The organism is Pseudoalteromonas sp. BSi20652 (genome assembly GCF_000239855.1).
Taxonomy (GTDB): domain Bacteria; phylum Pseudomonadota; class Gammaproteobacteria; order Enterobacterales; family Alteromonadaceae; genus Pseudoalteromonas.
In genome coordinates this window covers 110,240-136,805 of sequence record NZ_BADT01000170.1, presented here as the reverse complement: position 1 = coordinate 136,805, position 26,566 = coordinate 110,240, and the positions used below count along the sequence as shown (strand labels likewise).

General features: G+C 39.8%; 26 protein-coding genes, 2 tRNA genes, 2 pseudogenes and 1 riboswitch. Of the genes and pseudogenes, 8 read left to right on the top strand and 22 right to left on the bottom strand.

The genetic code is table 11. The annotated features are described in order from the left end of the window. Positions 1-16: 16 nt before the first annotated feature. The 8 genes from P20652_RS18725 to xerD form a co-directional block, all read right to left on the bottom strand. Positions 17-93, bottom strand: a tRNA-Arg gene (locus P20652_RS18725). Positions 94-131: 38 nt separating this feature from the next. After that, positions 132-224, bottom strand: a tRNA-Ser gene (locus P20652_RS18720). Between the two features lie 128 nt (positions 225-352). After that, a complete protein-coding gene (locus P20652_RS04590; protein ID WP_008170909.1) occupies positions 353-535 on the bottom strand; it encodes a hypothetical protein in 183 nt (60 codons plus the stop codon). Between the two features lie 322 nt (positions 536-857). Then, positions 858-2,393, bottom strand: coding sequence for a lysine--tRNA ligase (gene lysS / locus P20652_RS04595; RefSeq protein WP_008170907.1), 1,536 nt, complete (start codon positions 2,391-2,393; stop codon positions 858-860). A gap of 26 nt (positions 2,394-2,419) precedes the next feature. Further along, a protein-coding gene (gene prfB, locus P20652_RS04600; RefSeq protein WP_139048230.1) for a peptide chain release factor 2 occupies positions 2,420-3,518 on the bottom strand; the annotation gives its coding sequence in 2 pieces (ribosomal slippage) (positions 2,420-3,442 and positions 3,444-3,518; 1,098 coding nt in all). A 144-nt stretch (positions 3,519-3,662) separates the two neighbouring features. Next, positions 3,663-5,384, bottom strand: coding sequence for a single-stranded-DNA-specific exonuclease RecJ (gene recJ, locus P20652_RS04605; RefSeq protein ID WP_008170902.1), 1,722 nt, complete (start codon positions 5,382-5,384; stop codon positions 3,663-3,665). A 77-nt stretch (positions 5,385-5,461) separates the two neighbouring features. Continuing rightward, positions 5,462-6,190: a bifunctional protein-disulfide isomerase/oxidoreductase DsbC gene (dsbC, locus tag P20652_RS04610; RefSeq protein WP_008170900.1), complete on the bottom strand. Its 729-nt coding sequence runs from the start codon at positions 6,188-6,190 to the stop codon at positions 5,462-5,464. Positions 6,191-6,253: 63 nt separating this feature from the next. Further along, positions 6,254-7,180: a site-specific tyrosine recombinase XerD gene (xerD, locus tag P20652_RS04615; RefSeq protein WP_008170893.1), complete on the bottom strand. Its 927-nt coding sequence runs from the start codon at positions 7,178-7,180 to the stop codon at positions 6,254-6,256. 94 nt (positions 7,181-7,274) lie between these two features. Here xerD and fldB point away from each other — a divergent pair, with 94 nt between their 5' ends. After that, positions 7,275-7,796, top strand: coding sequence for a flavodoxin FldB (fldB, locus tag P20652_RS04620; protein WP_007583764.1), 522 nt, complete (start codon positions 7,275-7,277; stop codon positions 7,794-7,796). Between the two features lie 344 nt (positions 7,797-8,140). Here fldB and P20652_RS04625 read toward each other — a convergent pair whose 3' ends face one another. The 3 genes and pseudogenes from P20652_RS04625 to P20652_RS04635 all read right to left on the bottom strand — a co-directional run bounded on the left by P20652_RS04625 (position 8,141) and on the right by P20652_RS04635 (position 9,945). Continuing rightward, on the bottom strand, positions 8,141-8,608 hold the full coding sequence (locus P20652_RS04625; protein ID WP_008170888.1) for a YHS domain-containing (seleno)protein: 468 nt from the start codon (positions 8,606-8,608) through the stop codon (positions 8,141-8,143). A 137-nt stretch (positions 8,609-8,745) separates the two neighbouring features. Continuing rightward, positions 8,746-9,143: pseudogene (locus P20652_RS04630) on the bottom strand (DUF2147 domain-containing protein). Between the two features lie 103 nt (positions 9,144-9,246). Further along, positions 9,247-9,945, bottom strand: a complete 699-nt coding sequence (locus tag P20652_RS04635; RefSeq protein WP_008170883.1) for a tRNA1(Val) (adenine(37)-N6)-methyltransferase — start codon at positions 9,943-9,945, stop codon at positions 9,247-9,249. A gap of 75 nt (positions 9,946-10,020) precedes the next feature. Between P20652_RS04635 and srmB the strand changes: the two genes are divergently transcribed. The 3 genes from srmB (at position 10,021) to P20652_RS04645 (ending at position 12,268) form a co-directional block, all read left to right on the top strand. Next, positions 10,021-11,385 carry an ATP-dependent RNA helicase SrmB gene (srmB, locus tag P20652_RS04640; protein WP_008170881.1) on the top strand — a complete coding sequence of 455 codons (1,365 nt, stop codon included), beginning with the start codon at positions 10,021-10,023 and terminating at the stop codon, positions 11,383-11,385. Positions 11,386-11,517: 132 nt separating this feature from the next. Further along, complete coding sequence (locus P20652_RS18715) at positions 11,518-11,838, top strand: BON domain-containing protein (RefSeq protein WP_033017755.1); 321 nt, start codon at positions 11,518-11,520, stop codon at positions 11,836-11,838. A 208-nt stretch (positions 11,839-12,046) separates the two neighbouring features. Next, positions 12,047-12,268, top strand: coding sequence for a hypothetical protein (locus P20652_RS04645; protein ID WP_008170877.1), 222 nt, complete (start codon positions 12,047-12,049; stop codon positions 12,266-12,268). Positions 12,269-12,417: 149 nt separating this feature from the next. On the opposite strand, the gene P20652_RS04650 is transcribed toward P20652_RS04645, so the two are convergent. Next, entirely contained in the window at positions 12,418-13,374 is a 957-nt protein-coding gene (locus P20652_RS04650; RefSeq protein ID WP_008170876.1) for a mechanosensitive ion channel family protein, read from the bottom strand. Between the two features lie 121 nt (positions 13,375-13,495). Then, positions 13,496-14,275 (bottom strand): peroxide stress protein YaaA, encoded by a 780-nt coding sequence (gene yaaA, locus P20652_RS04655; RefSeq protein WP_008170875.1) that lies wholly within the window; start codon positions 14,273-14,275, stop codon positions 13,496-13,498. A 224-nt stretch (positions 14,276-14,499) separates the two neighbouring features. Here yaaA and tal point away from each other — a divergent pair, with 224 nt between their 5' ends. Together tal and P20652_RS04665 are read left to right on the top strand one after the other, a co-directional pair. Further along, positions 14,500-15,450, top strand: coding sequence for a transaldolase (gene tal, locus P20652_RS04660; RefSeq protein WP_008170874.1), 951 nt, complete (start codon positions 14,500-14,502; stop codon positions 15,448-15,450). Between the two features lie 202 nt (positions 15,451-15,652). Beyond that, positions 15,653-15,841, top strand: a complete 189-nt coding sequence (locus tag P20652_RS04665; protein ID WP_008170873.1) for a DUF3545 family protein — start codon at positions 15,653-15,655, stop codon at positions 15,839-15,841. Between the two features lie 127 nt (positions 15,842-15,968). Here P20652_RS04665 and ung read toward each other — a convergent pair whose 3' ends face one another. The 8 genes and pseudogenes from ung to P20652_RS04705 all read right to left on the bottom strand — a co-directional run bounded on the left by ung (position 15,969) and on the right by P20652_RS04705 (position 23,841). Continuing rightward, the gene (gene ung, locus P20652_RS04670) at positions 15,969-16,631 is read right to left on the bottom strand and encodes a uracil-DNA glycosylase (RefSeq protein WP_008170868.1); all 663 of its coding nucleotides are present in this window, start codon (positions 16,629-16,631) and stop codon (positions 15,969-15,971) included. Then, entirely contained in the window at positions 16,628-17,488 is an 861-nt protein-coding gene (locus P20652_RS04675) for a cobalamin-binding protein (protein ID WP_008170867.1), read from the bottom strand. Before P20652_RS04675 ends, ung begins: the two co-directional genes overlap by 4 nt. Then, the gene (gene cobO / locus P20652_RS04680; RefSeq protein ID WP_008170866.1) at positions 17,488-18,087 is read right to left on the bottom strand and encodes a cob(I)yrinic acid a,c-diamide adenosyltransferase; all 600 of its coding nucleotides are present in this window, start codon (positions 18,085-18,087) and stop codon (positions 17,488-17,490) included. The genes P20652_RS04675 and cobO overlap by 1 nt, the downstream gene beginning before the upstream one ends. After that, positions 18,080-19,564: a cobyric acid synthase gene (locus P20652_RS04685; RefSeq protein ID WP_008170865.1), complete on the bottom strand. Its 1,485-nt coding sequence runs from the start codon at positions 19,562-19,564 to the stop codon at positions 18,080-18,082. Before P20652_RS04685 ends, cobO begins: the two co-directional genes overlap by 8 nt. 4 nt (positions 19,565-19,568) lie before the next feature. Continuing rightward, positions 19,569-20,573 (bottom strand): iron ABC transporter permease, encoded by a 1,005-nt coding sequence (locus P20652_RS04690; RefSeq protein WP_008170864.1) that lies wholly within the window; start codon positions 20,571-20,573, stop codon positions 19,569-19,571. Position 20,574: 1 nt separating this feature from the next. After that, a pseudogene (locus P20652_RS04695) lies at positions 20,575-21,386 on the bottom strand (ABC transporter ATP-binding protein). Positions 21,387-21,680: 294 nt separating this feature from the next. Further along, positions 21,681-21,813, bottom strand: a riboswitch (cobalamin riboswitch). Between the two features lie 61 nt (positions 21,814-21,874). After that, on the bottom strand, positions 21,875-22,804 hold the full coding sequence (locus P20652_RS04700; RefSeq protein WP_008170861.1) for a porin: 930 nt from the start codon (positions 22,802-22,804) through the stop codon (positions 21,875-21,877). A 182-nt stretch (positions 22,805-22,986) separates the two neighbouring features. After that, on the bottom strand, positions 22,987-23,841 hold the full coding sequence (locus P20652_RS04705) for a LysR family transcriptional regulator (RefSeq protein ID WP_008170859.1): 855 nt from the start codon (positions 23,839-23,841) through the stop codon (positions 22,987-22,989). A 91-nt stretch (positions 23,842-23,932) separates the two neighbouring features. Here P20652_RS04705 and P20652_RS04710 point away from each other — a divergent pair, with 91 nt between their 5' ends. Then, positions 23,933-24,307: a DUF413 domain-containing protein gene (locus P20652_RS04710; RefSeq protein ID WP_008170857.1), complete on the top strand. Its 375-nt coding sequence runs from the start codon at positions 23,933-23,935 to the stop codon at positions 24,305-24,307. An 86-nt stretch (positions 24,308-24,393) separates the two neighbouring features. Beyond that, on the top strand, positions 24,394-25,629 hold the full coding sequence (locus tag P20652_RS04715) for a response regulator (RefSeq protein ID WP_008170856.1): 1,236 nt from the start codon (positions 24,394-24,396) through the stop codon (positions 25,627-25,629). Here the strand turns inward: P20652_RS04715 and rarD are convergent. Then, complete coding sequence (gene rarD, locus P20652_RS04720; protein ID WP_008170854.1) at positions 25,626-26,546, bottom strand: EamA family transporter RarD; 921 nt, start codon at positions 26,544-26,546, stop codon at positions 25,626-25,628. The genes P20652_RS04715 and rarD overlap by 4 nt on opposite strands. Positions 26,547-26,566 lie beyond the last annotated feature (20 nt).

Here is a 26,566-nt window from a genome sequence, read left to right as displayed (position 1 = left end):
CAGAGTTATTAAAGTATGGTGGGCGCAGGAGGATTCGAACCTCCGACCGCTCGGTTCGTAGCCGAGTACTCTATCCAGCTGAGCTATGCACCCATACTTTAAAATCTCACAAAACACGCCATTAAAAGAAATGGTGGAGAGGGAGGGATTCGAACCCTCGATAGAGCTACAAACTCTATACTCCCTTAGCAGGGGAGCTCCTTCGGCCACTCGGACACCTCTCCGTCTTGTGGGGCGTATAATAAAGATTTCAGAAAATATGTCAAACACTTTTCTACCAAAAACGACTATATGGTTATAGATTGCACATATGCTTAGTTTAAAAGTGTAATTAGTTTGAAATTTAAGCGGGTTACGTATTTTTATCTGAAGGATTAACACCTAGCACGGGAACTAAGTCATCAGTTAACTGAGCCAAATACTGTTCTTGGTAACCTAATTGTTGAAATTCAGCAATACAAGCACGGTAGTAAGCGTTTCTTTCTTGCTCAGATGTGCATTCTTCTGATAAATCATCTACTCGTTTGTCTTTCATACTATTATTCTAAGTCCTTTAAGAATCTATATTTAACTGCTAAATACCAAGCAGTATAAATTTCATGCGAATTCTAGCTAAAACCTTTACATAAATACAACTTATGTTTAAAAAAAATCACAATAAAAAGTTATAGCACTGTTAGTTTTAATATTAAAAACATCCAATAACAATAAGTTAGCTAAGCTGAATTACACATTAACCAACACTAATAACTACATTTAATTTTTAGTGTAGTACTTATTAATTAAAATACTAATACCGAGCAAATAAACGCCGCTATTAAGCGGCGTTTATTAATTTACTTTGTTCTACCCAAAGCTTAGTCAGCTTGCGGGCGCATATGCGGGAACAAAATAACGTCTTTAATTGTTGATGAATCAGTAAACAACATTACTAAACGGTCAATACCAATACCTTCACCTGCAGTTGGTGGTAAACCATACTCAAGTGCGCGTATATAGTCTTCATCGTAATGCATTGCTTCATCATCGCCTGCGTCTTTCTCTTCAACTTGACGAGTAAAGCGCTCAGCTTGGTCCTGTGCATCGTTAAGCTCCGAGAAACCATTTGCAAGTTCACGACCGCCAACAAAAAATTCAAAACGGTCGGTAACAAATGCATTTTCGTCGTTACGGCGTGCAAGTGGTGATACTTCCCACGGGTAGCCAGTAATAAACGTAGGTTGAATAAGCATGTGCTCTGCTGTTTCTTCAAATATTTCACATAAAAACTTACCTGGACCCCAAACACAGTTTTCAGGAATTTTAACGTGCACTTGTTTAGCGTACGCTTTTAACTCTTCAAAGTGGTTTTCTGGGTCGTTAAATACCGCAGCATCAAACTCAGGGTTATATTTTAAGATAGCGTCCGCCATGCTTAAACGTGTAAACGGTTGACCAAAGTCGTATTCAACTGAGTCAATCACTTCGCCGTTTTCGTCCTTAGTTGTATTAACTACAACTGCACTACCTAGTACGTTTTGTGCAACAGTACGAAGCATATCTTCGGTGATGTTCATCAGGTCGATGTAATCAGCGTATGCTTGGTAAAATTCAATCATTGTAAATTCTGGATTATGGCGCGTAGATAACCCTTCGTTACGGAAGTTACGGTTAATTTCAAATACACGATCAAAACCACCTACCACTAAGCGCTTTAGGTAAAGCTCAGGCGCTATACGTAGGTACATGTCGATATCAAGCGCGTTATGGTGAGTCACAAACGGACGCGCAGATGCACCACCAGGTATAACCTGAAGCATGGGTGTTTCTACTTCCATAAAGTCACGGTCTGCTAAAAAGCGACGAATACCTTCAACAACTTGTGAACGAATGCGGAATGTTTCACGCGTTGCTTCGTTAGTAATTAAATCAACATAACGCTGACGGTATTTTGTTTCTTGATCTGATAAACCATGGAATTTTTCTGGTAACGGACGAAGTGACTTAGTTAATAATTGGTACTCAACCATGTCTACGTACAAGTCGCCTTTACCTGACTTATTAAGGGGACCTTTAACTCCAATAATATCGCCAATGTCAAGTTGACCATACTTTGCTTTTAAATCTTTTTGTACGTCTTTAGATGCGTAAACCTGGACACGGCCTTTCATATCTTGGATAGACATAAACGGACCACGCTTAGCTAAGATACGTCCAGCAATAGCCACTACTTCTTGCATCTCAATTAATTCTTCTTTGCTCTTATCACCAAACTGGGCTTGCAAATCAGCCGTGTAATGCTCACGACGGAATTGGTTTGGATGACCGTTGGCTGGGCAATTTTTGCGTATAGCGTCTAACTTGCCGCGACGCTCAGCGATTAACTTGTTTTCGTCTTGGATTTTATCAGTCATTTTTTAGCTCTTTATTAGCTTGGTGGTTATAGGCCAGATTTAAGACTGGCTTCAATAAATTTATCTAAATTCCCGTCAAGTACCGATTGGGTATTGCGGTTTTCAACGCCGGTGCGTAAATCTTTAATGCGTGCGTCATCAAGTACGTATGAACGAATTTGACTACCCCAACCAATATCAGATTTAGCGTCTTCTTGCGTTTGTTTTTCAGCATTTTGCTGCTGTAGCTCAAGCTCAAATAATTTAGCTTTTAACTGCTTCATCGCTTGGGCTTTATTTTTATGCTGTGAACGCTCGTTTTGACACTGCACCACGGTATTTGTTGGTACGTGAGTAATACGAACCGCCGATTCGGTGGTGTTAACGTGCTGACCACCGGCGCCTGATGCACGGTAAACGTCTATACGTAGGTCTGACGGATTCATATCAATTTCAATGTTATCGTCAACTTCTGGGTATACAAACGCAGAAGCAAATGAAGTATGACGACGACCACTTGAGTCAAACGGGCTTTTACGCACTAAACGGTGAACGCCTGTTTCTGTACGTAACCAACCGTAAGCGTATTCGCCAGCAAAGCGAACAGTTGCGCCTTTAATACCAGCAACATCACCGTCGGTCGCTTCAACTAGCTCAACTTTAAAGCCTTTAGCCTCGCCCCAACGTAAATACATACGAAGTAGAATATTACACCAGTCTTGTGCTTCAGTACCGCCAGAGCCTGATTGTAAATCAAGGTAAGCGTCGTTTGAGTCGTGAGGACCTGAAAACATACGACGAAACTCTAAACCTTCTAACTGCTCGTTTAGATCAGTTAATTCGCTTTGCGCTTCATCAAAGGTATCTTGATCTTCGGCTTCTACTGCAAGTTCAAGTAAACCTTCAACATCATCAGTACCCGCTACAAGGTTGTCGATTGTTTCAACAACAGCTTCTAATGCTGATTTTTCGCGGCCAAGCGCTTGTGCGCGTTCAGGCTCATTCCATACGGCTGAATCTTCAAGTTCGGCGTTAACTTCTTCTAGGCGTTCTTGTTTAAGAGCGTAGTCAAAGGTACCCCCGAAGCAATTCAGTACGTTCGCGAATTTCCTTGATTTGATTAATCACAGGATTCACTTCAAACATGGTCATCACTCCAAAATGGCTAGGTAATTGCGCCCCTTTATATGGGATTTTCGCAACAAATTATCGTCAAATGGTAAAAACGCCCGATTTTAACAAAAAAACGCGCGCTTTATTAGCATTTTATGCTTGATGTGTGCATATTTTTTAATGCACTTTTTCAAGCTCTCTAACTATTAACTGTAGTGTAAACTTACCTCTAAACTCATTTATGTCGAGTTGATACGCTACTTTTACAAACTGCGCTTCTGTGTCGGGCCATTCTTTTACATCAACACCAAAGGCGATGGCGTCAACTAGCCGCCCTGATTGATGCTTTAACACCAGCTTTAAATGCTTTTCGCCGACTATGCGTTGCTGTATTACTTCAAAGGTGTGCTCAAACACGGGTTCTGGAAATTGCTGTCCCCACGGGCCCGATTGCTTTAATAACTGCGAAAATTCCATCGTAAAGCACTCGTTTGGCAACTCACCGTCGGTAAATACAATGCAGCGTTTACTTTCTTCACTAAGCTGAGTACTAACAGCAGCATCAAATGCTTTTTTAAAGTCGTTAAAGTGTTGCTCATTAATGCTTAAACCAGCAGCCATTGCGTGGCCACCAAATTTATTAATTAAGTGTGGGTCGGCGGTATTAAGTCCTTCGAGTAAATCGCGCATGTGTAGCCCTTCGATAGAGCGGCACGAGCCTTTAATCTCACCGTTTTCGCCACCAGCAAATATAACGGTTGGGCGGTGGTATTTTTCTTTTAAGCGACCAGCCAAAATACCAATAACACCTTGGTGCCAATCGTCTTGAAACAAGCAAATAGCATCAGGGATGTTATCGTCGCTAAATGCGAGTCTATCAAGCACGGCTTGCGCCTCTGCCTGCATGCCTTGTTCTATTTCGCGCCTTGCAAAGTTTAAGCTATCGAGCTCGCCCGCGATACTACGCGCTTGGTTTATATCGGTGCTAAGTAAGCACGCTATGCCCAAACTCATGTCGTCCAATCGCCCTGCAGCATTTAAACGCGGCGCAAGTGAAAAGCCAAAGTCGCTTGCGCTTAAGCGGGCAGCATTGCGGTTAGCCACTTCAATAAGCGCGGTAATGCCAGGGCGTGTTTTACCACTGCGAATACGTGCTAAACCTTGATGTACTAAGGTGCGGTTATTTGCATCAAGTGCGACCACGTCAGCAACCGTACCAAGCGCTACAATGTCGAGCAAGTTCGCTAAATTAGGCGGCGGTTGCTGTTCAAAATAACCAAGGTCTCGCATTACGCTTCTCAGCGCTATTAATAAGTAAAAAGCAACGCCAACGCCTGCTATAGATTTAGACGGGAAGTTACATTCGTGCCTATTTGGATTTACTATTGCATCGGCATTTGGCAGCTGATCACCTTGTAAGTGATGATCTGTTACCAGCACTTTTATACCAACCGCTTTTAAAATATCAATACCAGCAATACACGATATGCCGTTATCTACGGTGATCACTAAATCAGGTTTTATTTGTACTATTTGCTCAGCAAGCGCTGGGCTCAAGCCATAACCTAAGCTAAAGCGATCCGGAATTAAGTAATCTAAATGCTTAAAGCCAAACATCTCAAGGCCTTGCATTAAGGTTGCAGTGCTAGTTGCGCCATCGGCATCAAAATCGCCGACAATTAATATTTGGCTTTGCGCTTTTAATGCTTCAATTAATAAGTCACTGGCTTTGTCGATGTCTTTAAACAATTTAAAGTCGTGGAGCGTTGCTACACTGTTATTTAGCTCATCAGCATTGAGTACATTGCGGTTAGCATAAATTTGTTTAATTACAGGATGTAAGTTACTCGGGAGATGTGAGTCGTCAACGTTTTCACGCGCAATGATTAGTTTTTTCATGCAGAGTTTTAACTTATTGAGTCATATTAAAAAGACAAAAAAGGCCATTAAGGCCTTTTTATTAGCTATAGAGCATATTATGACGCTTTGTTAGCTTCTAATGCGGCTTTTAATGCTGCCGCTGGCTGATAACCAGGGATCATCGTACCATCTTCTAAAACGATTGCTGGTGTGCCGCTAATACCAAAGCCTTGACCTAATTGGTAGTGCTCGGCAACGGGTGCGCTACATCCTGAAACCACTTTTGTGTCTACACCTGATTTAGCTTCTGTTAGTGCTTCTTGCTGATCTTTAGCACACCATACATTCATTAAATCTGCATAACCTGAGCCTTGCAGCCCGCCACGTGGAAACGCTAAATATTTAACGGTAATACCGGCTTCAAGTAAATCGTCTAACTCGCGGTGTAATTTACGACAGTATCCGCAGCTAATATCGGTAAATACAGTAATACTGTGTTTTTCGTTTGGTGCTTTGTACACTATCATCGAATCTTCGTATTCTTTAATGCCTTTTTGACGCACACCATTAAGCGCTTGCTCTGTTAGGTTATTACGATTATTTAAATCGATTAACGTACCTTGCATTAAAAATTGACCATCTGGGCTTGCGTAAAGCACCCCTTTATTGGTGATCAATTCTTTTAAACCGGCTACTGGGCTTGGATTAATTTGCTTAACAGTTACACCAAGTGTCGCAAATTTAGTAACAATAGGATCATTAGCATCTGGTGTTACAGCAACGCCATTTGCAAATACACTAATACTTGTGCACAACATGGCACCTGCTAACATTAATTTTTTCATAACTTCTCTCTATCCTAAAAATACTTAATATATTGACCGGCTTAATGATATTTACTTTCAAACTTACGCACGCGGATGATGCTGCGCGTGTACCGACTTTAACCGCTCATTGGCAACATGGGTATAAATTTGCGTTGTTGATAGATCGCTATGACCCAACATCATTTGTACCACACGTAAATCTGCCCCATGATTTAATAAGTGCGTAGCAAAAGCATGGCGCATGGTATGAGGCGATAATGGAGACTCAACTGCTGCCAAAATAGCATAGTGTTTAATTCTATGCCAAAAGGTTTGTCGCGTCATGCCTACTCCGCGTTTAGACGGAAACACAAAATCGGTGGCGTGTTTTATCATTTGCGCACGCCCACCCTTTAAAAATTGCTCAAGCCAATACATGGCTTCTTCACCCAGTGGTACTAAGCGCTCTTTATTGCCTTTACCTTTTACAAACACCACCGCTTGGCGCAAATTAATTTGCTCCAAGCGCAGCCCAACAAGTTCACTTACACGCAAACCCGTTGCATAGAGTAGCTCTAACATAGCCTTATCTCGCAGTCCCATCGCCTCTTCTGTATTAGGTGCATTTAATAATGCCTCTACTTCAGCCTCTGAGAGTGTTTTAGGTAACGATTGCCCTGCTTTTGGCTGAGAAATATTTAGCATGGGGGTATCGCTAATTAGTTTTTCGCGCACAAAGTACTGATAAAAACGCTTTAGCGCACTAATACTACGTGCCGTACTGCGTGGTTTTAAACCTAAATCGACTCGGTGCGCTAAGTAACTTTCAACATCAAGCCCTGTTACCGTCATTAAATTTTCGCCCTTTAAAAATAGGCAAAACTTATCTAAATCACTGCGATAAGCACTTAATGTGTTTTCGCTTACGCCTTGTTCTAAGTACAGGCTATCTAAAAAGGTTTCTAGGTAGTCGCTATTACTGCTCATACTGCTATTATTTTCAAAAGAATCGTCAGATAGCGTTGTCACATTATGCTCTCATGCTTTGCTAAGGTATCAATTAAAAATACCTTACGGTAAACTTGAGCCTATCATATCAGGCAATTACACAGTGATAAATACGATGCAAATTGGTTTATTTTTTGGTTCTACTACGTGCTACACCGAAATGGCAGCAGAAAAGATTCGCGACATTATTGGTGCCGATATAGTTACCCTGCACAATATTAAAGACGAGCCACTAAAAAATGCAGAGCAGTATGACTTTATCATCTTTGGTATTTCAACATGGGATTTTGGTGAAATACAAGAAGACTGGGAGTCAAAGTGGGACGACATAGCCGACGTAAACCTAAATGGTAAAACCATTGCTTTATTTGGCATGGGCGATCAGCAAGGTTACGGGCAGTGGTTTCAAGATGCGCTAGGCATGCTACACGATGAAATAAATACGCAAACATTTACTCAGCTTGGTTTTTGGCCAAACGACAGTAGTTACGAGTTTGAAGCTTCAAAAGCATTAACCCCTGATGGTAAACAGTTTGTAGGACTCGCACTCGACGAAGACAGTCAATACGAGCTAAGCGACGACCGCATTGCAACATGGGTTGAACAGGTAATGACTGAATACGGTGAAACGCTTTAATTAATAAGCTAATAAATAAAAAGCAAAAAGCCCGCAACTAGTTTAGTTGCGGGCTTTTTAACTAGGGTCTGTTGAACTTTTAAGGTTAAATTTGCAGCAGTCTGTTTGGTATTTAGGCAAGGCAGAGCCTATGCAGTGTGGTTATTCCCCATAAATGGGCGATAACGTAGCATTAATGCCAAACAGGCGCTGCCCAAAGGGTTCTTCCTAGGGGCTACTTACTCTTTGTTGCTCGGTTTTTACTTAGCCCACTAGGTTACAAATCTCGCGCCGCGATTAAATAGCCCCTAGTTTGAACAAATTTTAATCCGCAAAGTTCAACAGACCCTAATAATATGAGTAATTTATTGAAACGTCATCACGTTTGTTGTTTGTGGGTAATATCCATCAGCCATCACAATGTATGGCAGTAAATTACTTAACCATTTTTGCTGTACGCTTTCGCTATAGTTTAAGTAAAGCTTACCTTCGTGAATATAAAATGCTTCTGGGTCTATCCCTACGGTATTCCCCTCATCAGCCATTGCATAAGCACACCATCCACCATATTGCGGTGCATAACGTTTTGGGTCTTCTGCAAATGCCGTTTTGTTTTCTTCACTCGAAAAGTGCCAGTTGGCACCTAAATAACTAAACGTGTATTTGTCGCTGCCTTTAATGGCTTTATTTTGGGTAAAATAAGCAACACTGTCGTACCCTTTAATAGCCGTGTTATTAAACCAACCCGTATTTACAGCATCATCCTTTGCGTTTGCCGCACCGCTTATTAACAGTGTGCTAAGCATTATTAAAGCAACTATGTACTTAATCATATTTTACCCTTTTATTTACTCAAAATTTTATGCCAATTAAATATGGCAGGCTTAGTGAGTAAGAAAGGCAAAGCGCAAAAATGATTTCAGTTAACGGTTAATTATTTAACGTTTAGTAATTAAGTAAGTAGTAAAACTTACTCAACTCTTAGCCAATATTGGTTTCGGTAAAAAAGCCAATGTAGCCGCGTACTTCGAGCTTTTTACCTTCATCTTGCGGAGTTAATTGTAAGGTGTAGGTTTTACGATTTGTTGGGTCGAGTATTTCACCGTCTCCCCATAAGCCATCATCTTGTGCTTTTACATCGGTGATTATAGTCATTCCTAAAATAGGCTGATCTTTTAACTCATCATCGCATTTACTGCATATATCGTTTTGTTTTACAGGGTTAAGAATGGTTTCAACTTTGCCGCTTAATACACCGTTGGTTTGGGTAATACGTACATACGAATTAGCGTGGTTTGTATCCTCATCAATGGTTTTCCAAAGCCCTACTGGCGTAATAGCAGCAAACACACCTTGGCTTGCAAAAATGGTGGCTGCTAATAATTAATCATAGTAGGTGATTTATAAACACACTCTAAAAGCACATTTCAAATTAAGAACTATCGACCAGTATTAAATCAGACTTATTACTTCACATTTTCAAATAAAATGCTTTGCATAGGGCTATATAATCAGCAGTGTAGGTATTATCTAAGTTTCTAATACACAGAATTGATGATTCTATATCGCTTTTTACGTAGCTAAATGTCATTAAACTGCGGCTAATATCTTTGTTGGGCGTGGCTTTTACTTGGCAATGAGTATTTAAATAAAGCCCATTTTGAGTAGCAAGCTCTATAAATAATGCACCTTCAACGCTTGGGAGTATTAAGCTAAAGCGAGAGCGGCTATGGCTTAAACGTTTAAACGCATTTATTAACTCTTCAAAACTTAAGCCGTCGGTATGGCGCGCGGTATTACGCGCAGCATTATCGCCTTTTAAACTGTGATTAAAATACGGTGGATTAGAGATAACCACGTCAAATTTAACTTCACTACTAAAGCTTTGAATAGTTTGGTGCGTAATACTTATAGTTGGCCACGGGCTATTAGCTACATTTTGTAATGCTTGGGTATAGGCGCTTTCGTCAATTTCTACCGCAGTTATACCAAGCTCATTACTGCGCTGCTTACACATTAATGCTAGTAAGCCGGTGCCGGTGCCTATATCAAGTAATGACTTTGCACCGCTTAAATTAGCCCATGCGCCAAGCAAAATGCCATCGGTAGAAACTTTCATTGCACAGTGGGCGTGTTCAACTTTAAATTGTTTAAATACAAAACCAGACATTTTTTCACCTTTTCATTCACCAAGCGCAGCATAGCGCGTATAATCAGGGTAATTGTCCCTTATTTTAGACACTCTATGCAATTTTCTGAATTTGATCTTGATAACAAGCTACTCGATGCCATTAATAAAATGGGCTATGAGACGCCAACCAGCATTCAACAACAAGCTATTCCTGAAGCACTACAGGGGCGCGATATTTTAGCATCTGCGCCTACTGGTACAGGTAAAACAGCGGCATTTTTAATTCCGGCTATTCAGTACTTACTGGATTTCCCACGTCGTGACCCTGGTTTTGCGCGCGTACTCGTTATGACCCCGACTCGTGAGCTGGCTTATCAAATTCATGAACAATGTGAACTGCTAGCTAAACGCACACACCTAAAAATTGGTGTAGTAACAGGCGGTATTAACTACGGCACGCATAAAGAAATTTTTGAAAAAAATAACGATATTTTAATCGCCACACCAGGTCGATTAATGGAATACCTAGAAACCGAAAACTTTCATGCTGAACATGTAGAAATGCTTATCATTGATGAAGCAGATCGCATGTTAGACATGGGTTTCAAAAAAGAAATGAGCCGTATTTGTGACGAAGCTAAAAATCGTCGCCAATGTTTTTTATTCTCAGCAACACTTGAAGGTGACAGCGTAGAAAGGTTTGCTGAAAAAACATTAAACGACCCTGCTCTATTAGAAGCCGAATCGTCACGTAAAGAAAAAGCTAAAATTCACCAATGGGTACATTTAGCCGACGATTATCATCATAAACTTGAATTATTAGTTAATACGCTCAAAAATCCTGACGTAACTAAAGCAATTGTGTTTGTTAAAACTCGCGAACGTCTAGAAACATTGATTGGTGAACTTACAACTAATGATGTAAAAGCGGCGTGGTTACGCGGCGAAATGCCACAAGACAAACGTATGAAAGCCATGGAAAACTTCCATAGTGGCAAAACAAGCATATTAGTTGCTACCGACGTAGCTGCACGTGGTATTGACGTATCTGACATCAGTCACGTTATTAACTTTGATATGCCGCGCACTGCCGACGTATACGTACACCGTATTGGTCGTACTGGCCGTGCTGGTAAAAAAGGGATTGCAATATCATTAGTTGAAGCACACGACATTGGTATTTTATATAAAGTAGAGCGCTACGTTGAGCAAAAGCTAAAACGCCGTGTAATTAAAGGTGTTGAGCCACAGCATAAAGAAGCTAAGCCACCTGCTAAAAAGCGTAAAGATCCTGTAAAAATGAAAGCCAAGAAAAAGGCTAAGGTTAAAAAGAAAAGTAACCTAAAACATTTTTATACTAAGCCGGCTCTTGTCGGCTTTTTAATGCAAGCCTTACAGGCTTTGCTATTTGCACCTGTTACATATGTAACCCAAGCATGTAACTCATACTCATTTAAATGTAATTTTTGCCCACTTTAATTCCCACTTAATAAAATTCCCTTATATTTCAGTACGTTAACTGTGGCACCGAAATTGTAACTACAAGATAACCTAGCCGATGGAATTTCCATTTAGTGGCTGCACTATTCATCGTAATGTAAGGATTAAGTTGTGAACCGCCTCAAGTTAACTATCGCTTTAGTATCATTTTGTTGTTTATTTTTATTAGCTTGCGCTACAAAGGTAAGTGCAGCAACCAACATGGCCGTAGTCAGCAGTGTAGCCACTCAACCTAACCTTCAGCAAACGATTACCAGCACACTTCGTACTAATCCTAACTTTGCATTAAGCAATATCCGCGTTGTAGTTAAAGATGGTGAGGTAGAATTATACGGTCAAGCGCAAACAGGCTTTGAACGTGCTCTTGCACAAAAATTTTTAGAAAATATGGATGGGGTTAAAATCATTCGTAACAAAATTAGCGTTATTTAATACCTACCACATAAACCTATTTTTATAACTAATTCATAAGCGCGGCTTGTTACTCCAACACAAGCTGCGCTTTTTTATATTCTGTTTAAGGCAAGTTTTGCAGCTGCGCACAAATATAAAATAAAACCTATGCAATGCAATTACTCCACACCCTAAAACGATAGCTCACACTTATTTTGAAGAGGGTAGATTTAGAGTTGATGATAGCGTGTTTGTCTTTGGCTCTTTTAGCTTTGAAATTAACTCAGTTAATATTGCAAAAACTTACACAGATTCCTCAGCAGATCTACCGGGGCTGAAAGAAGATGATTTAGTTATTGAAATAGATGAGGGCGTTATTTCAGAGTGTGTTGCAAAGGTAGTAAAGAAGTCGGTGGATAAACACTACTTTTACTTATTAATACTCCCATGGCCAAACGCAACTAATTAGAATTGATATTCAATAAACACAAACTAGGTATTTAAACTTTTAGCTAATAATCCGTTTATGAAAAAAAACAGCGCAATTTTACTCTGTAAAAATGCGCTGTTGGTAAGTAACTATTTCCCAATACTTTTGCCTAATGAATTTTAACTAAATTACTCACTTTGGTTAGAGTCAGCACCGTCGCTACTGTCTTTATTTGATGACTGCTGGCTTATTTTATCGCTTATCATGGCATCGAGCTTTTCACCGCCTTTAATACCAAAATCGAGCGTACGAATAGGAAATGGAATACTAATATCAGCTTCATCTAGTGCCTGCTTAACAGCAACAACACCTTTGTGGCGAACCGTCATAAAGTCTGGCTCGCCTGGGTATTTAATCCAAAACCACACCAATAAATTAATGCTGCTGCTACCAAAGCCTTCAGCGTATACAGCGGTTTCGTCTTTGCGTATTACAAAGTCAAACTCGTTAATTTTTTTAACAATGGCATCTTTGGCTTTGTCTATATCATCACCATACGAAATACCCACAGGCACTTCTATTCGCCTAACACCTAAGGTGCTGTAATTTTTAAGGACATTTCTAAATAATACTTTGTTAGGTACAAGTATCAACTGCCCGTAAAAGCTCTCTATTAGCGTGTTACGCAAGTTTATTGAATGTATTGAACCAAACACGTCATCGGACTCAACAACATCACCTGCTTTAAACGGCTTACGTATCCCCATGGCGATACCTGCAATTAGGTTTTCGGTCATATCTTGAAACGCAAAACCAATGGCTAAGCCTACAATACCCGCACCGGCAAGTAATGAGGTAACTGTGCCTTTTAAACCAACAAAATCAAGTGCTATAAATAAACCTACACACAACACAATAACTTTAAATATTGACGCCATTAAGTCGGCAATTTGGGTTGAGTCGAGGGAGCGACGTAATACGTTTTTCATGAGCTTACCAGCAAAGCGCGCCAATATTGAAAACACAATGGCGATAACAATTGCTACTATAAAATTAGGAATGTGGCTTATAACAACATCAAACCACCCTCCGAGCTTTTCTTCTATTAGTTTTTCGGCTTCGCCAACTGACGGAATACTGATCATTTTATTTGCACCTATTTAATTAGTGTTCTCATTAATATTAGATAAGATTGCAAATATAGCGCCAACATCAAAAAAGCCATGCAATGCATGGCTTTTCAATTTTTTATTTAAGCGTATGAACCTAATTTTGTTCGTCGCGCATAAATACCGGCTCAAGCTCTTTAACTGTTGCCTCGGGGCTAAAGTAATAACCCGCCACAGTAAACTCTTTAAGTTGGCTTAACTGCGTTACTTTATTCTCTATAATGTAACGGGCCATCATGCCGCGTGCTTTTTTAGCGTAAAAGCTAATGACTTTATATTGGCCGTTTTTACAGTCTTTAAAATGTGGCGTAATAATTTGCGCGTTAAGCGCTTTTTTATCTACCGCTTTAAAGTATTCGTTTGAAGCAAGGTTAACTAGATATTGCGCGTCTTGTGCTTTTAACACGTCGTTTAGTTTATTCGCTATTACGCTGCCCCAAAACTCGTATAAGTTTTTGCCACGTGAGTTTTCAAGCTTGGTGCCCATTTCAAGGCGGTAAGCTTGCATTAAATCAAGTGGTTTTAATAAGCCGTATAAACCCGAAAGAATACGTAAGTGGTTTTGTGCGTAATCAAGCTCGCTAGCTTTAAGCGTACTTGCATCTAAACCGCCATATACATCGCCATTAAAGGCAAGTACCGCTTGTTTAGCATTACTTTGTGTAAACGGCTGCGCCCACTCACTAAAGCGCGCTGCGTTAAGCCCAGATAGCTTATCGCTGATTTTCATTAAACTGCCAATTTGCGCTGGTGTTAGTTCACGGCATACCTTCATGAGCGCTTCGCTGTGCTCGAGTAACTCAGGCTGAGTGAACTTGTCTGTTGCGGGGGGCGTTTCGTAATCAAGATTTTTTGCAGGTGAAATAACAGTGATCATAGTTAGCTATTGACTTGTAATTTATTTAGTGTCAATTTCAACATTAAATGAAACGAAAAGCACGTTTTGTTTAAATAAATCCTCTCTTAATAACCCATGCATTGCCGTTTTTCTATTGGTAAGGACATAAGACCTATCAAGCATTGTCACACTGTTGCAGTATGGATTGTATATATTAAGAGTGATTAGATTTTCTTTTAACTTGCTTGGAATGAGGAAAGCAAATGACTTCAGCTCTACAAAGGCTAAAACAACATTCATCTATTGTGGCCGATACTGGTGATATTGAAGCTATTAAAAAGCATCAACCAGAAGATGCAACTACAAACCCGTCGCTTTTATTAAAAGCGAGCGAGATTGAAGCATATAAGCCTTACCTAGATAAAGCTTGGAGCTACGCAAAAGAAACCGAGCAAGAGCCTGCTAAACAACTTGAACTAGCATGTGACTACTTTGCCGTATTACTAGGTAAAGAAATTAGCGCTATTGTGCCTGGTTACATTTCTACTGAAGTAGATGCACGTCTTTCGTTTAATACGCAAGCAACGATTGATAAAGCACATACCCTACTTAACCTTTACGAAAAAGAAGGTGTAAGCAAAGACAAAATTTTAATTAAAGTAGCGTCTACGTGGGAAGGTATTAAAGCCGCTGAACAGCTAGAAAAAGAAGGCACTAAATGTAACCTTACTTTATTATTTAGCGATGCCCAAGCCCGTGCGTGTGCCGATGCAAACGTATTTCTAATTTCGCCATTTGTTGGTCGTATTTTAGATTGGCACGTTGCTAACGGTATGGAAAAACCAACCGATCCGCTACAAGATCCAGGTGTTCAGTCAGTACGCAGTATTTTTGAATTTTACAAACGCCATGACTACAAAACAGTTGTGATGGGTGCAAGTTTCCGTAATACAGGCGAAATTATTGCTCTTACTGGTTGTGACAAGCTAACTATTAGCCCTAATCTTTTAGAAGATTTAGGTAACCTTGAAGGCGCACAAGAATACTTACTGCAAAGCGATGTTGCACAAGAGCCAAAGCCAGAGCCTTTAACAGAAGCACAGTTCCGTTGGTTACATAACCAAGATGCTATGGCTACTGAAAAACTGGCTGAAGGTATTCGCTCTTTTGCTGATGCACAAGAACAACTAGAAGCGCGTTTTAAAGCAATGTAATTTGCTATAATCGTGTTTTAAAAAACGTCGCAATAGCGGCGTTTTTTTATGCCTAAAATACGTAGCCTCTTTATAGACTTTTCGTATAAACCTTCATCAATTAATCACACTTATGTAACATAACTGTCACTTTTTTATTCTATTTTAGTTATGCCTGTGGTATAGGTATTCTTGAGGTCAATAAAATCAATAGGAGAAGTTCATGGATAGCCTAAACGATATATTAGAGATATTAGAAGGACCAGATACAGCAAGGAAAACCTCTCAAAAAAATAAAAAAAGAAAATGGCGGGAAATAGAAGCGATTAAAGACAAACACCGCTTACGTAAAGAACTACAAGAACTAGACTACTTTACAGACAGTATTGAAATTGAAGAGCTCGATTTTTAGTACAATACACTCTAACTAAACAAAAAAGGCTTCCGTATTAAGGAAGCCTTTTTAATGCGTTGAAAAATTTAAGTGCTTTAAAATCTCTTAACCTAAACTCTATCGTAAGTAAAAAGTTTAAAAGTTACTAAACTTGCCAGTTAATCGGCTTTTCACCTTGGGCCTGTAATACCTCATTCGTTTTTGAAAAGTGCTTACAACCAAAAAAACCTCTATGAGCCGAAAGTGGCGATGGGTGCGGCCCTTTTAAAACATAATGGCGAGCGCTGTCTATACCTTTACCTTTTTTTTGTGCATGTGCGCCCCATAAAATAAATACCACACCTTCGCAGTGCTTATTAATATGCGCTATTACATTATCGGTAAATTGCTCCCACCCTAAATGCTTGTGAGAATGCGCTTGCCCTTGCTCAACGGTCAATACTGTATTGAGTAAAAATACCCCCTGATCTGCCCAACTTTGCAGGTAACCATGCTCAGGAATAACAAACCCGCTGATATCGCACGCTAACTCTTTGTACATATTTTTAAGCGACGGCGGTAGCTTTTTTACATCAGGCAATACTGAAAAACACAAGCCATGCGCTTGCCCTTCTCCGTGGTATGGGTCTTGTCCCAAAATTACAACGCGGATGTTATTAAGCGCAGTGGCATCAAAAGCACTAAATACTTGAGGTTCAGGCGGATAAACAGCAACACCTTCATTGCGGCGATTAGCCACATACTCTAACGTTTGCTGCATGTAAGGTTGCTGTAATTCACTTTCTAAAAACGTAGCCCAATCGCTCATTGTGTACTCTTAATCTGTTTACGTGATGCGTCTATTTTATCACACATATCCGCAAGCCCATCTAGCATGCGCGCAGTAAAACGATGTAATAAATCGGCATTTACGCTAATAAACTGATCATTTTTAACTGCTGGCACTTCTGGCCACTTTTGCCAATTAACAACCGGCTGTAGTGTTTTTGATTTTTCATCAGGAATAATAATAACTTGTGGCTTGGTAACAATGACATTTTCGATACTAATTTGCGGGTAATCTGTGACGCTATCGGCAAATACGTTGCTCACATGGCATGTTTCAATCAGCTGATTTATCCATGTGTTTTTACTTACTGTCATCATGGGCTCAGCCCATAACTGATAAAATCCGGTTATATTTTTTTTATCTTGCTGGCTTTTAACAATACCCCTTAACTTTTGTTTAAATGTATTTGCCGCTTGCTGGCTTTGCTTAATATTCCCTGTAAATTCACCAAAAGTAAGTAACTCATTGGCTACAGCGTCGATTGTGGTGGGGTTACTCAAATATACTTTTATACCTAAACGCTCTATTTGGGCTAAATCTTCGCTTTGATTTCCGCTTTTCCATGCAATAACTAAGTCAGGTTTAAGCGCGAGTACTTTCTCAAGCGATATACCGTAATAACCCCCTATGCGCTCAATACTTTGAGCCTCTACAGGATAGTCGGCGTAATCAACTGTACCCACAATATTATCGCCCGCTCCTATGGCAAATAGGTTTTCGACTATATGTGGTGCAAGCGCTATTATTCGCAATTTTTTAGAATCATTAGCCTGCTCTGCAAGTGCACTGCCCGAAACACTAAAAAGCAGTAGTCCAATAAAAAACGCTCTAAACATTAGTAATCAAATCCTTCAAGCGCTTTTATGCCTGAATCGAATGCGTGTTTTACATTACGCACTTCACTTACAGTGTCGGCAAGGTCTGTTAAAGTACGGTGTGCTGCACGTCCTGTAATTATAACTGACTGCATGGGCGGACGGTTATTAAGTGCTGTTACTACTTCATCCAAATCAACGTAGCCGTAGGTCACCATATACGTAAGCTCGTCAAGCAATACTAAATCAATACTGCTATCAGCAAGCATACGTTTTGACTCTTGCCATGTAGCTTGGGCGGCTGCGGTATCAGCTTCTTTATTTTGTGTATCCCAGGTAAAACCGGTGTTCATTACTACAAACTCAACGCCTGCACCTTGTAATAAGTTACGCTCGCCACACTCCCACGTACCTTTAATAAATTGGCAAACCGCCGCTTTTTTACCATGCCCTACGCAGCGTGCTACAACGCCAAAACCCGAGGTTGATTTACCTTTACCGTTACCGGTAATTACCTGAAAAATACCTTTTACATCTTGCGCGGCAGCAACACGCGCATCCACTTGTTCTTTTACTTTTTGTTGGCGCTGCTTATGCTTATCGTTGTTTTGTTCAGTCATTATTGTGCCCTTCATAAATCGAGATAATTTGCTGTATGTTTAAATGCGTTTCGCACATGGTTGCTAAGCGCTCTAACTGCTGCTCGCGGTGATCGTCAATACTAATTGGATTAATTGTGGCGCTTGGTTTTACCCATTTTAAAATTTGCGATGTAGCATCGGCTTCATCAAACAAACCATGCAAATAGGTGCCCGCAATGGCGTTATCGTCACTAATAAAGCCATCAAATGTAAAACCATGTGGGTGGTTTTCATCAAAGGTTAAAAATGGCTTATTAAGCGCTGCACCTTGGCTAATTCCTGCATGTATTTCGTAACCACTACAGAGTGTTGATTGGTTGTTTAAAAGTAGTGTAGCGGTTATTTTAGTTAATACTTTTTGCGCTGTCAGCGTGGTTTCAAAGTCGCACAGGGCAAGCCCATTTACTTGTTTTAATGATGATTCAACTCCCTCGGGATCGTTGATTGTATTGCCCAACATTTGCATGCCGCCACAAATACCAAGTACTTTGCCACCGTAGCGTAAGTGGCGCTTAATTTGAGTGTCCCAACCTTCATTTTTCAAAAAGTTAAAATCGCCCAGCACATTTTTACTGCCTGGGAGAATTATCAGATCAACATCTGGGATCGTTTGGGTATGGCGCACATAATTTATATTAATGTTTGGGTGCAAACGCAGTGCATCAAAATCGGTGTGGTTACTAATGTGGGGAACAAGTAGCACTGCAATATTAATTTTGGCGTTGGTTACGTTATTATCAATAGTGACGGCGTCCTCGGCATCAAGCGCAAGGTCGTGTAAATAAGGTAATACGCCAAGTACGGGTTTATTTGTGTATTCTTCAAGCCAATCTAGCCCGCCTTGCAGCAAACCTATATCGCCTCTAAAGCGGTTTATAACAAAGCCTTTTACGCGCGCTTGTTCTGACTCGCTTAACAACGCAAGGGTACCCACCAAATGTGCAAATACACCACCTTTGTCAATATCGGCAATAATAATGACAGGGCAATCTACCTCTTCGGCATAGCCCATATTGGCAATATCATTTTCACGCAGGTTTATTTCAGCAGGGCTCCCAGCCCCTTCAACAAGGAGTAATTCAAAGCGTTTAGCTAAGCGGTTATGTGAGGTTATTACTGCATCCATCGCCACTTTTTTATAGTCGTGATATTTGCCCGCTTCCATATTACTAATGGCTTTTCCGTGAATAATTACTTGCGCGCCCGTATCGCTATTAGGTTTAAGTAAAATAGGATTAAAGTCTATTTCGGGCTCTACTTTAGCTGCTATTGCTTGCAAAGCTTGCGCACGACCAATTTCGCCACCGTCTTTTGTTACTGCGCTATTAAGTGCCATATTTTGTGGTTTAAAAGGCGCAACCATTAACCCGCGCTTAGCAAACACCCTGCAAAGGGCAGCAACTAGAGTACTTTTACCTGCGTCGGAAGTAGTACCTTGCACCATTAAGGTTTTCATGGAGTTACACCTTTCGCTTTCTAAAAAACAATAAACTTAAAAAGAACACACTGCCAATAGCAGCAGTAATAACACCTACAGGCAACTCTTGGTTTTTTAGCAAGGAGCGCGAAAGCACATCAACCCACACCATAAATGTACCACCCACCAAACTCGTTACCAGTAATCCAGCTATGGAGCCTTGAGATATAAAAAAGCGCACTATGTGCGGTACCATTAATCCTACAAACCCAATACCGCCACACATAGCCACCAGCACAGCAGTAATTAACGAGCTCAAAACTAGCATGAGTATTCTAAAGCGCTGAACCCTCACACCTAATGTAATTGCGCTTTCATCGCCAAGTAACATAGCATTGAGCTGCCTTCTAAAGCTCAGCATTACAAACGTACACAATGTAATTACCAACAAAGGCAACCAAAGGGTAGCCCACTGCGCACGCGCAAAGCTGCCCAGTGTCCAAAATAAAATAGCGGCCACCGCCTGAGGATCGCTCCAATAAAGCAACAGGCTGGTAAATGCACTAAATAAAAACGATAGAGCAACGCCAGCTAATAACATTGATTCTACCTGTGCACTTTGCTGCCTACCTGCAATAAGTATTAATAAACCCATGGCGAGTAAGCTGCCCAGTAGTGCTGCTGCAGATAGCATAAAGCCTGCGCTAATGCCTGCTAATGCCATAAGTAACACCACGCCAAATGAGGCACCCGACGATATACCAAACAAGTAAGGATCGGCTAAAGGATTACGCGTTACCGTTTGTAAAATAAGCCCCGCAATGGCTAAACCAGAGCCTGCTAAAAAAGCGAGTAATGTGCGTGGCATTCTTAGTTCGTAAATAATACGCGTATTAAAAGACGCCTCATTTGAGAGTAAAAAGCTATTAAACACATCTTGAAGTGAGGTCTCTGCTGCGCCAAAACTAAGTGCTGTAAATAAGCTAAATAAAGCAGCTGAAACACTTATAAGTAGCGCAAGTGAGTGGCGAATATCAACTGCGCTCATATTATTCATAACCATAAAAGTAAGTGATATGAGGAATGCTATTTCCCGATTTCGATATTTGCGGGTGGTTATTTACTTGGGCGCAGACACCAAAAACGTCGCCTAACATGTTTTCGGTTAGCACCTCGCTTGGCGTGCCTATATGCGTAATTTCACCGTTTTTAATAACCACTAATTCATCGCACATTGCAGAGGCTAAATTTAAATCATGAAACGATGCAAACACCGTTACACCCAACGATTTCGCAAGCTCCATTACCTGTATTTGGTATTTAACATCTAAATGGCTGGTCGGTTCGTCCATTATTAATAGCTGAGGTTGCTGGACTATCGCACGGGCTATCAAGGCACGTTGTTTTTCACCACCTGAGAGCGATTCAAAGCTTTGATCGCTATGATCTGCTAATCCTACAGTGCTGATAGCTTGGGTGATTTCTTGTTTATCAATGTTAGTTATTGAGCTAAATAGCGATTTATGAGGCGTTAGCCCAAGTGCAACAACATCAAATACGCTTAAGTTAAATTGCGACGGGGTTTCTTGTAAAACAACCGCTACTTTTTTTGCGTACTCATCACTTTTTAGCTGCCAAATATCGGTGTTGTTAAATTCTATAACACCTTCAGTTGGTTTATTAAAACGATATAAACAACGCAATAAGCTCGATTTTCCTGCGCCATTGGGGCCAATTAAACCAACAAATTTACCTGTGGCTATTTTAAGGTTTATTTTTTGAGGATCGTTTTATTGCCAATATCCCACGATACGTTTTTAACGTTTAGTAATGGTGTATTTAATGGCGTTTGAGTGTGCAATAGTCAGTCCTAGAAAGGGTTAAACTCACCAAAAATGCGATAAAAATACTAATGCACTACAAGAAAAAATGAGTAAACCCGCTCGTTAAAAGAATTTATACCAATTGTATTAAATTAGTGATTTATTATTGCGACAAATAAATAGCTTAATAACAAGGCGAAAATTATGACATATAGTTGTTATCACTAATTGCTCCCTGCATTGCTCTACCTCCTGCATCTATGCAGTCGTATATCAATAATTTTTAACGAAGCTAATAAGTTATTTAATTCGCTAGAAAGCTCATGTTTTTAATAAAATTGGTATTATACCATTTGTATCTGACTTACAGCTCAGCTGCTTACAGTTGCGGGAACAGTCGAGGACTCGCACCTCATTCCAAATGAAGCTCTATTATGGGCGGCTAAGTAAATAATTTAAAGCAAAAAAAACCGCACTCAAAAGAGCACGGTTAAAAAGGGAGTGTTTTAACTAATTTAGCGAATAGTTAAAACTTGTATTCCATACCTAAGCCTACGTAGTCTTGGTCAACATTGTTGTCCATATCGAAGCTTGAGTAAAAGCCAAATACTTTAATGTTTTTATTTAATTTGTGATCAAGACCAACTGAAATTGCTGACTTATCGTCGCTGTCGTCAAAGTCCATATCTTGGTATTGTACTTTAAATGTGTTGTTACCCATGCTGTAAGCTGCGTTTAATAAGTAACCATCAGCCTCTGCGCTGCCGTCTACTTTTTCTTGTGTTTGGTACATTGCACCTAATGTAAAACCTTCAACTTTACCTTGAATTGATGCACGTACTACATCGTAGCCATTTACTTCGCTATCGGCTGCAATTGACGCGTATACCGCGCTCTTTTTAAGTGCAACGTCACCATAAGTAACCGCCATTGAATAGCCGTTATCCGCATCTACATCATCTTCAGCTATAAAAGTAGCAAGCACTTTAAAACCTTCGTATGAGTTTGACGAATAGCTAACTGAGTTACCTAAACGATTTTCACCTTTAAAGACATTTTTAATATCGCCTTCAAGGTCGTTAAATAAATCTAACTTACCTTGAGATTGCTTAAGTGCAGTATCGTTACGCCCAATTACCACTTGGCCAAACGCTCCTTTTAAACCCACATATTGGTTACGCGCGGAAATATTATCATCATCGCCTTTTGAGTCTGCGTCCGTTACGTCAACTTGAAACTCAAACTTATATACTGCTTCTAAACCATCGGTTATTTTTTCAGAACCTTTAAGGCCAAAGCGAGATGCATTACTTTTAATTTCAGTAAAAGACCCTTCGCCATCATCAGATGATTGCACGGTTACATTCGCTTTGCCGTATACATCTACATCGGCAATTGCATTAAAAGATAAACCACTTAATAGTGCTAAGCATAAGCTCGATTTTACAAATTTCATGTTATTTCCTTGGATAATCACAAAAGACTAATTTTTAAAACTGCTGCATTTTGTCACCGATAAATGACAGAAATATTACAACGGAAACATTTATGTCTTTTTTAATTAATAAAAATGCATTAAATATGAAATTAAAACAACACGAACACTAGAAACTAATATTTATCGAATAAAACTAGCTGTTAAGCATTAGGCTCTATTTTAGGTAGCAAATTTATTAAGGTTTCTATTAGTTCTTTTTGCTCGTTATCTCTATGATAGGCCACAAATATATCTCTTGACGTATTTTCTACGTTTTTTACATGAAATAATTCACCTTTCTCTAAATGCCCTTGCACCAATACTTGAGGAATAAATGCACTACCACCACATTGTAGTATTAAATCAAGTGCAATACGCCCAGTACTTGTTCTAAAGTAAGGCGATGTTTTACCTGTAAATTGGCGTGCGTGCCAAAGGGAAAAAGTAGTTCCCCAATCAACATATACATATTGATTATCAAAAAAATTCTCATTCGTTGCTGTGTCGAATCCGCTTACTGGAATAATTGGTAATTCACAGATTCGCTCTACTACTAACTCATCAACTTTTGGTGGATCAAATAATATTGCAAGATCGAGCGTGCGCTCTAATAACAGCCGAGTGCTCTCCTGTTGTGCTTTAACTTCAGCAACCAATGAAACACCCGGCATTGCCGATACAATATTAGTTATTCCAAACTGTAAAAAAGCATCCCAAATATTAGGCGTTCCTGCTAAGCTAATTTGCTTATGCATATTATCGGCAAGCGCAACATCCACTTTGGCACGCTGCATACCTGTAATAATCATTTGTGCGTGCGGCAATAAACGCTCGCCTGGTGCGGTAAGTTGAATATTATTGCGCTGGCGAATAAACAAATTAACACCAAGCCCTTGCTCTAATTGGCGAATTCTAAAGCTCACTGCAGACTGCGTAATATAAAGGTTTTCGGCCGCTTTACCAAAGTGACGCGTACGCACTACTTCAACGAATGTTTTTAATAAATCGATATCCAATTTTTTATCCTCACGATAAAAATAATTTGTTTAATAAATTGTCAAACTTGCATCATACTCCAGCTAATTAATAGGGTATGAGGATAAAGCTATGAGCAATAACATTTCATTACTACGCCAAGCATTTGTTAGCCAACGTCAATTTTATGATGATCAGAATTTTCCACGTGGTTTTAGCCGCAGCGGAAACTTCACCTTATTAGAAGCCAGTATATTAGAACAACATGGTGTTGTTTTAAGAGGCTTATATAGCAAAACAATTGAGCCACAAAACGAACATCAAGAACAGTTTGTAGCAGTCGTAACAGGCTCACAAGAACCTACCAACCCAATCGAACGAGCTTGGATAAAATACTTAAAGCTAACAACTTGTAAAACTAAGTTTCATACCTTATTTGGCCGTTCAAAAATATCGAGCCCTGCGCCTGTAAGTCAAGATTATTACTCAGACTCCGATAGTCTTTAAGTACCTAAGTTATTTGCTTTTTTGCGTTTTAACAGTTACAACTTATATAAGCAAATATTTTTGCAAAATATAACCAAGGCTGTTCCGTGACGCGAAAAATACTAATAGTTGAAGATACGCCTGCAATGGCGCGAGTGCAAAAGCACATCGCGCTTAAAGCTGGTTATGAAGTCGATGTAGCGAAGTCATTAGCACAAACAAAAGAGCTTATAAGTAATAATAACTACTTTTGCGCCGTGGTTGATTTTATTTTACCTGACGCTCCCAACGGCGAAGCTGTACCCTGCACTGTTAAAGCTGACATACCAACTATTGTAATGACGGGTAACATCGACAAAAAAACCCGCGACACTGTAGAAAAATACCCAATCATTGATTACATCATTAAAGAAAATAAACAAGCGTACCAATACCTAGAAAAACAATTGCAGCGCTTACCCCGTAACGAAAATGTAAAAGTACTGGTTGTTGATGATTCTAAATCGACACGCCGATACATTTGTAGCTTATTAGTTCGTCACAAATATCAAATTTTTGAAGCTCAAGACGGTCATGAAGCATTGGAAAAGCTCGAAAAATCACCAGACATTTCAGTCATTATTACTGATAATGAAATGCCTAAAATGAATGGGGATGAGCTCTGCAGTGAAATTCGTCGTTTATATAGCAACGATGAAAAAGCTATTATTGGCATTTCGGGTTCTGACTCTATAGGACTTTCTAGCTTGTTTTTAAAAAATGGCGCAAACGATTATCTGCACAAACCTTTTAACAATGAAGAGTTTTACTGCCGATTGAGCCAGAACGTTGACATGCTTGAGCAAATAGCCACAATTAAACACCAAGCAAATACAGATTACCTAACTAACCTGCCTAATCGTCGCTACTTTTTTCAAGAAGCTGAGAAATCATTAAAGCAAATTAAACACGTTAAAGTTGATGGTGCTTTAGCGATGCTTGATATTGATCACTTTAAGTCAATTAATGACACCTACGGGCACGATGTAGGCGACGAAGTATTAAAAAGACTCTCTATTTGTTTTAGTAAATATTTTACAAAGCATTTAGTTGCTCGTTTAGGTGGGGAAGAGTTTGCCGTTTACTTTCTCGATATAGACAAGCAAGAAGCGCTTAAACGCCTTGAAGGCTTTAGATACTTTGTAGAAACGAACAGCCAAGAATTTAGCGCATCAAAAATTAAGTTTACTATTTCAATTGGCTTTGCAAGCGGGCCTGTTTATCATATTGATGAATTATTAAAACAGGCCGATTTAAAGCTCTACGACGCTAAAGAATCAGGTCGAAATAAAGTAGTTAGTTAAACAACTTCTGCGGCTGTAATAGCCGCTTTTTTACGTTTACGTGATTGATGGTAAGAGTCCCAACTAAAAATAGCGAGTGCACTCCAAATACATGCAAATGTTACTACACGCTCCGCATCAAACACTTCACCATAAAATACCACTGCCAGTATGAACATTAAGCTTGGACCTATGTACTGGAAAAAGCCAAGTGTAGTATATTGCAAGCGTTTAGCGGCGCCAGTAAAACACAGCAGTGGTAGTGTAGTTACAATACCTGCACTAATGAGTAATACATTGGTATGCCAGTCGTTAGCTGGTAGGCTCGACGTTGCTGTTGGGACCATTAACCACCAATAAATGAGTGCAACTGGCAATAATATAAGCGCCTCAAGTAATATTCCTGGCAGAGCTTCAACAGGTAGTTTTTTACGTAATAAACCATAAAGCGCAAACGATATAGCCAGTGAAAAAGCTACTACCGGAAACGAGCCAAAACTAATTAATTGCAGCACAACACCGGTGAAGGCAAGTGCTACAGCAACACCTTGAAACTTACGCAGGCGTTCGCCTAAAAAGAGCATCCCCAGTAACACATTTAAAAGAGGGTTTATGTAATAGCCCAAACTTGCATCAAGCATGTGGTTGTTATTTATAGCCCATATAAACAAACCCCAATTAAATCCTAGTAATGCTGAGGTAATAACAAGCATGAGCAAGAGCTTAGGCTGCACAATAATGCGCTTAACCGTCGCCCAATATTTTAAAATACTTACGACCAGTACTAAAAACACAACCGACCAAACAACCCTGTGCATTAAAATTTCAAAGGCAGAAACATGCTGAATCAACTTAAAATATATTGGTGCAAGACCCCACATAAAAAAAGCCAGACAAGCAAAAATAGCACCTTTACGCTGCTCGGTATCAATCGACATAATAAACACTTAGTGATTCA

Coding starts and splice junctions, on each gene's coding strand:
- P20652_RS04590 (WP_008170909.1), bottom strand. CDS start 535: ATGAAAGACAAACGAGTAGATGATTTATCAGAAGAATGCACATCTGAG.
- lysS (WP_008170907.1), bottom strand. CDS start 2,393: ATGACTGATAAAATCCAAGACGAAAACAAGTTAATCGCTGAGCGTCGC.
- recJ (WP_008170902.1), bottom strand. CDS start 5,384: ATGAAAAAACTAATCATTGCGCGTGAAAACGTTGACGACTCACATCTC.
- dsbC (WP_008170900.1), bottom strand. CDS start 6,190: ATGAAAAAATTAATGTTAGCAGGTGCCATGTTGTGCACAAGTATTAGT.
- fldB (WP_007583764.1), top strand. CDS start 7,275: ATGCAAATTGGTTTATTTTTTGGTTCTACTACGTGCTACACCGAAATG.
- P20652_RS04625 (WP_008170888.1), bottom strand. CDS start 8,608: ATGATTAAGTACATAGTTGCTTTAATAATGCTTAGCACACTGTTAATA.
- P20652_RS04635 (WP_008170883.1), bottom strand. CDS start 9,945: ATGTCTGGTTTTGTATTTAAACAATTTAAAGTTGAACACGCCCACTGT.
- srmB (WP_008170881.1), top strand. CDS start 10,021: ATGCAATTTTCTGAATTTGATCTTGATAACAAGCTACTCGATGCCATT.
- P20652_RS04650 (WP_008170876.1), bottom strand. CDS start 13,374: ATGATCAGTATTCCGTCAGTTGGCGAAGCCGAAAAACTAATAGAAGAA.
- yaaA (WP_008170875.1), bottom strand. CDS start 14,275: ATGATCACTGTTATTTCACCTGCAAAAAATCTTGATTACGAAACGCCC.
- tal (WP_008170874.1), top strand. CDS start 14,500: ATGACTTCAGCTCTACAAAGGCTAAAACAACATTCATCTATTGTGGCC.
- P20652_RS04665 (WP_008170873.1), top strand. CDS start 15,653: ATGGATAGCCTAAACGATATATTAGAGATATTAGAAGGACCAGATACA.
- ung (WP_008170868.1), bottom strand. CDS start 16,631: ATGAGCGATTGGGCTACGTTTTTAGAAAGTGAATTACAGCAACCTTAC.
- P20652_RS04675 (WP_008170867.1), bottom strand. CDS start 17,488: ATGTTTAGAGCGTTTTTTATTGGACTACTGCTTTTTAGTGTTTCGGGC.
- cobO (WP_008170866.1), bottom strand. CDS start 18,087: ATGACTGAACAAAACAACGATAAGCATAAGCAGCGCCAACAAAAAGTA.
- P20652_RS04685 (WP_008170865.1), bottom strand. CDS start 19,564: ATGAAAACCTTAATGGTGCAAGGTACTACTTCCGACGCAGGTAAAAGT.
- P20652_RS04690 (WP_008170864.1), bottom strand. CDS start 20,573: ATGAGCGCAGTTGATATTCGCCACTCACTTGCGCTACTTATAAGTGTT.
- P20652_RS04700 (WP_008170861.1), bottom strand. CDS start 22,804: ATGAAATTTGTAAAATCGAGCTTATGCTTAGCACTATTAAGTGGTTTA.
- P20652_RS04710 (WP_008170857.1), top strand. CDS start 23,933: ATGAGCAATAACATTTCATTACTACGCCAAGCATTTGTTAGCCAACGT.
- rarD (WP_008170854.1), bottom strand. CDS start 26,546: ATGTCGATTGATACCGAGCAGCGTAAAGGTGCTATTTTTGCTTGTCTG.